Origin of the sequence: Catenibacterium sp. UBA627 (assembly GCF_002299355.1) — a bacterium.
Taxonomy (GTDB): domain Bacteria; phylum Bacillota_I; class Bacilli_A; order Erysipelotrichales; family Coprobacillaceae; genus Catenibacterium; species Catenibacterium mitsuoka.
Window position 1 is genome coordinate 2,608 of record NZ_DBPF01000001.1, and the last position, 4,783, is coordinate 7,390.

The 4,783-nt window shown below is 34.4% G+C and carries 7 protein-coding genes (1 of these 7 cut by a window edge); 2 read left to right on the top strand and 5 right to left on the bottom strand.

Going from position 1 to position 4,783, the window contains the following annotated elements:
• Window positions 1-32: 32 nt before the first annotated feature.
• On the bottom strand, window positions 33-401 hold the full coding sequence (locus tag B2S90_RS00010) for a VOC family protein (protein ID WP_055233680.1): 369 nt from the start codon (window positions 399-401) through the stop codon (window positions 33-35).
• Between the two features lie 12 nt (window positions 402-413).
• Window positions 414-749 carry a PTS transporter subunit EIIB gene (locus B2S90_RS00015; protein ID WP_050772230.1) on the bottom strand — a complete coding sequence of 112 codons (336 nt, stop codon included), beginning with the start codon at window positions 747-749 and terminating at the stop codon, window positions 414-416.
• A gap of 88 nt (window positions 750-837) precedes the next feature.
• On the opposite strand from B2S90_RS00015, the gene B2S90_RS00020 reads away from it, so the two are divergent.
• Window positions 838-2,040, top strand: coding sequence for an FtsW/RodA/SpoVE family cell cycle protein (locus B2S90_RS00020; protein ID WP_278778575.1), 1,203 nt, complete (start codon window positions 838-840; stop codon window positions 2,038-2,040).
• Window positions 2,041-2,081: 41 nt separating this feature from the next.
• On the opposite strand, the gene B2S90_RS00025 is transcribed toward B2S90_RS00020, so the two are convergent.
• Genes B2S90_RS00025 through B2S90_RS00035 form a run of 3 tightly spaced genes read right to left on the bottom strand, consistent with a single transcriptional unit; the run spans window position 2,082 to window position 4,127 of the window.
• Window positions 2,082-2,543, bottom strand: coding sequence for a hypothetical protein (locus tag B2S90_RS00025; protein ID WP_055233678.1), 462 nt, complete (start codon window positions 2,541-2,543; stop codon window positions 2,082-2,084).
• Entirely contained in the window at window positions 2,515-3,363 is an 849-nt protein-coding gene (locus B2S90_RS00030; protein WP_286696350.1) for an RluA family pseudouridine synthase, read from the bottom strand. Before B2S90_RS00030 ends, B2S90_RS00025 begins: the two co-directional genes overlap by 29 nt.
• Window positions 3,360-4,127 carry an NAD kinase gene (locus tag B2S90_RS00035; protein WP_278778571.1) on the bottom strand — a complete coding sequence of 256 codons (768 nt, stop codon included), beginning with the start codon at window positions 4,125-4,127 and terminating at the stop codon, window positions 3,360-3,362. Before B2S90_RS00035 ends, B2S90_RS00030 begins: the two co-directional genes overlap by 4 nt.
• 109 nt (window positions 4,128-4,236) lie before the next feature.
• Here B2S90_RS00035 and B2S90_RS00040 point away from each other — a divergent pair, with 109 nt between their 5' ends.
• A protein-coding gene (locus B2S90_RS00040; protein WP_286696351.1) for a CYTH domain-containing protein crosses the window boundary here: on the top strand, window positions 4,237-4,783 show its 5' portion. It continues 26 nt past the right edge of the window; 547 of the gene's 573 nt are visible here — the first part of the coding sequence; its start codon is at window positions 4,237-4,239; its stop codon lies off the right edge, out of view.

The window sequence follows — 4,783 nt, forward strand, 5'->3', positions numbered from 1 at the left end:
AAAAAAAGGAAATGCAGCATGCATTTCCTAGACTATTTTTCAGGTATGATTTCAAGCCAGTATCCATCTGGATCCTGGATAAAATAGATGCCCATTGAAGGGTTTTCAAAACAGATACATCCCATCTTTTCATGTAATGCATGTGCCCCTTCATAATCATCTACATGAAAGGCTAAATGGAATTCTTCTTCTCCAATATCATAAGCCTGTGGATGATCTTTAAGCCATGTGAGTTCTAATTCAAATGGAGTTGTTTCATTACCAACATAGACAATAATGAAGCTTCCATCTTCACTCACAATACGTCTTCTTTCAGTTAAGCCTAATGCTTCTTCATAGAATTTAAGAGACGCATCTAGATTCTTAACGTTATAGTTTTCATGTACCATCTTGAATTTCATTGTGAATACCTCTTATTTGATTTTTTCTAAAACTGTTTCACATATAACACTTGACGCTTTACCGAAAATCATAGTTAGTGTTAAATGCCCTGCTACAATGCCACTTGCACCAAGCGTTTTAATTGTTTCAATATCAAGATCCTTATCCTGCTTTAAAGTTGCCTTTAATTTAGAAGGTGATGCTTCTAAAGCAGTAATGTTGTCTTTACCACCTAATGCCTTAATTAATAGATCCGCATCAATCGGACATTCTTCTTTACTTGTTTTCTTTTTACGAGTCATCATCACAACAATAATAAGCACAACTACCACTGCTGCAATAATACCAATCATCATATTTTTAGACACTTTATACACACTCCTTTTTATTGAAGTATCTTTAAAATATAGTATACTATAAGAATGAAAAAAGTAAAAAGAAAAAAGGAGGGCACGCATGGAAAAGCTTGAAGAAACACTCAAGAAATATCCTCTCATTGCCTTAGTTATATTGTTTGGTGCAATCAGTTGTCTTGCAGTTGCAAGTGCTGCACCAATTATGACCAACGTCGCAAATCCTTACATGCTTTGGTTAAAGCAGGCTCTATATTATTTATTAGGCGGTATTCTAAGTTATATCATCTATAAGATTGGTCAAGATACCCTATATAATCATATAAAAACACTCTACATGGTTTTTATTGTATTACTTATTGGACTTGCAATAGATCATTTTGTCTATACAAAACTATTACATATTCATATAGTACCTCTCGCAAAATTCACAAATGGTGCTACTTCCTGGTATAACATCCCAGGCTTCACTTTTCAGCCTTCTGAATTTATGAAGATTATCATGGTTATGTATCTTGCGAAAATTACACAGGAATATAATGAGCGTATATTAGTCAAAACAACTGATAGTGAAATCCAGTATATCATCCAAGTGATGAAGATTTCTTTACCCCCTGCTATTCTTATTTATTTACAGAATGACTCAGGAGTTATGATGATTATTATGGCAGCAGTCTTCTTTGTATTATTATCAAGTGGTATGAATAAGAATTGGTTCCTATTTATTATTATCGTCGCCCTTGTCGGTGTACTTGGACTGGCTTATTTATTTATCTACCAGAATGGTATCTTCACATCTCTTATTTCAGGACATAAATTATCCCGTATTTATGGTTGGTTAGACCCTGAAGGAACAACAGGCAACCAGGGGTTACAGTCATGGTTTGCTCAGTTATCTTATGGTACAGCCGGATGGTTTGGACATGGCTTTAGAGCTGTTGTCAAAGTCTTCCCTGAAGGTCAGACAGACTTTATTTTCTCTGTTATTGCGACTGATTTTGGTTATGTAGGTGCATTCATCACCTTACTTACAATTGCAGCATTTGATGTCATTATCTTAAGTATCGGCTTAAAGAGTGATAATATTCGTGATAAGACATTTATCATGGGAACATTTGGTTGTCTCATCTTCCAGCAGACATGGAATATTGGAATGATTCTTGGATTACTTCCTATTACTGGTATCACTTTACCAATGTTGTCATATGGTGGATCTTCATTACTTTCATATATGTTCGCATTAGGTGTTATTATTGATATCGATTATCAGAATAAGCTTCGCGATGTAAAACATAAACAATATTAAAAAGCGACATACCTCTTATGAGGTATGCCGTTTTTTAATACTCATCCCTTAATATCTTTAAGTAAAGCTACATGTTCACCATAAATATGTCCTGATTCAGGCACATAGATAATAAGTGCTTCTCTTTCGTTCTTATAAATAGAACGACTCTTTTCTACAAATGCGAATAAGAGATCATCCCCTTTAGTTGTCTTAAGCTGGACTCTTTCATTGTACTTGACGGGTGTAACCACATATTCACAAGGTACTGTAGGTACCTCTTTTAAGCTCACCATCTGTTTATAATAGCTATAAACCATGAAGAATAATCCAGCAGTAATAGCCACCCCAAGAGCATAGATTACTTTAGCCTGAGATGGAATAATAAATGCAGCCACTAATGTGATAATCACAACTACAGGAATAAGTCTAGAGAACTTCTTATAGTGCTTTCCATATTCATTACATTTATAAGTCATATATTTTTCTGACTGCTTAAGATTCAATTTTTTTAATTCGTACATCGTTAAACACCTTCTTTAAAGTCATACATTGCTGTGTGATAGGATGTCTAAAAGCTATTTCTACACTATCTAGATAAAAGCCTTCTCCTTCACCATAAAGTGGATCTCCAACAAGTGGACATCCTAAATAAGCCATGTGAACACGTATCTGATGCGTACGTCCAGTTTCTAACTTACATTCTACCAGAGAATACTCTCCAATTGTTTTAATAGTACGGTAATGGGTGATTGCTTCTTTACCGCCTTCTCTTACTTCTCTTTTTGTCCCATGGCCTTCTGCGTGATCAATAGGAGCATTTACTGTTCCCTGCCCTGGATTGCCTTCGACAAGTGCATGATACACACGTTTCACCTGCTTGATATCATGAGAAAAAGCATCATGAACATAACGACTTTTCGCAATCATCATTAATCCTGACGTTTCTTTATCAAGTCGATTGACAAGATGTATCGCACTCTCAATATGATTCACTTTATAGTAATACATAATAGCATTCCCCACCGACTCTGTTAAGTACTTCTTAACAGGGATACAGGCAAGGTTGGGCTGTTTATCAATGATCATCAAATAATCATCTTCATAAACAACCTTCAAAGGGATATCTACAGGAATCACATTACTTGTTTCTTTAGGGAAGACAATCGCAACACTATCTCCCTCAACTGTTTTATAACACAAATACTGCTTTTCTCCATTCACCAATATTTCTCCATGATTCCTAGAATCTTTCACTAGTTTCTTAGAGATACCATGTAAATAGAAGAATTCATCTAAACGCATATCCACATGCTGTGCATCTATTTCAAATTGTAAGATCATAGATATGATTTCCTCAATCTCTTCACAAAAGATATATGACGGTAATTACAAAAATGTGCTACACGCTTAGAAAGACGTGCTTCTATGACATCATGATCCTTTAATTCATATATATCTGTATCTATGCCTAAAACCGCATTTTCATTAAAATCTGTCTCAAAGCGTACAACATCCTCTTCTCCTAAAATAAGAGGACTACCTAAAGAACGATAAGCATTATGATGAATACCCGCTATTTCAGTCACCTGCATCAATCTTAAACTAGGATTGATCACTGCACCTCCTAATGACTTATTCAATGCTGTAGAACCTGATGGTGTACTTACACAAAGCCCATTTCCTCTAAATGTTTCCATATGTTCATCATTCACATACATATCAATCACCTGTGAACGATAACTATTTTCTATACGCATTTCATTTAATGCATGAAAGATTTCTCCATTATAAGAAATACGTAAGAGATGTCGATCAAAAATCTCTGGTTCTTTTGTAAGAATATCTTCTACAAGCTGTTTATACTCATCTTTTAAATAATCTGTAAAGAATCCAAGTGTTCCTGTATGGATTCCTACAAAAGAAACATCATTTAAAACATGCTCATAACGATGGATAGAATAGATCATTGTCCCATCTCCACCTACAGATATCACTATCTCTGGATGTTCTTCATCGTAAGTCAGTTCCTTGAGTTCTTCTTTAATTAAAGCTGCAAGATGACGGGATACATCATCTTTTTTTGACACAATCGCATATCTTTTCATTTTTTCATCACCGTTATTATTATACTTTCTATTAGCTTTTTAAGCAATATGACTTGTATTGACTGGGTTGTTTGACAAGTATATAATTTTAGAAAAATAAGGAGATATTATGGAAAAGAATCTTGAAATAGAATATAAGATGCTGCTTACTGAGGAGGTTTTCCATCAATTGATGAATGATTTTACAGGGCATACTTATAGTCAGACAAACTATTATCTTACAAGTATTGAATTGGGTGCATTACGCTATAGTCTTCGTATTAGAGAAAAGGAAGGCTATTATGAGATGACACTTAAAACACCTGCCGCAAATGGCCGTATGGAACATAACCTAGAGATTACAAAAGAAGATCTCATCATGATTCAAAATGGGCAGATGCCTGATAATGAAATTACATGCTTATTAAGAGACAAGGGCTTTGATTTAAGTCTTATTAAACAGTCTTATTCTTTAACTACTATTAGAAGAGATGTTCCTTTTGATTCAGGCATGTTATCTCTTGATGAGAATCATTACAATGGAATCACTGATTATGAATTAGAATTTGAAGTCAATGATGAAGAAGCAGGACTTAAACAATTCAAAGAATTATGTGAGACATATCATCTACAATATAAAGGAAACTGTGCAAGTAAGATTGTGAGAGTTCTAAGTA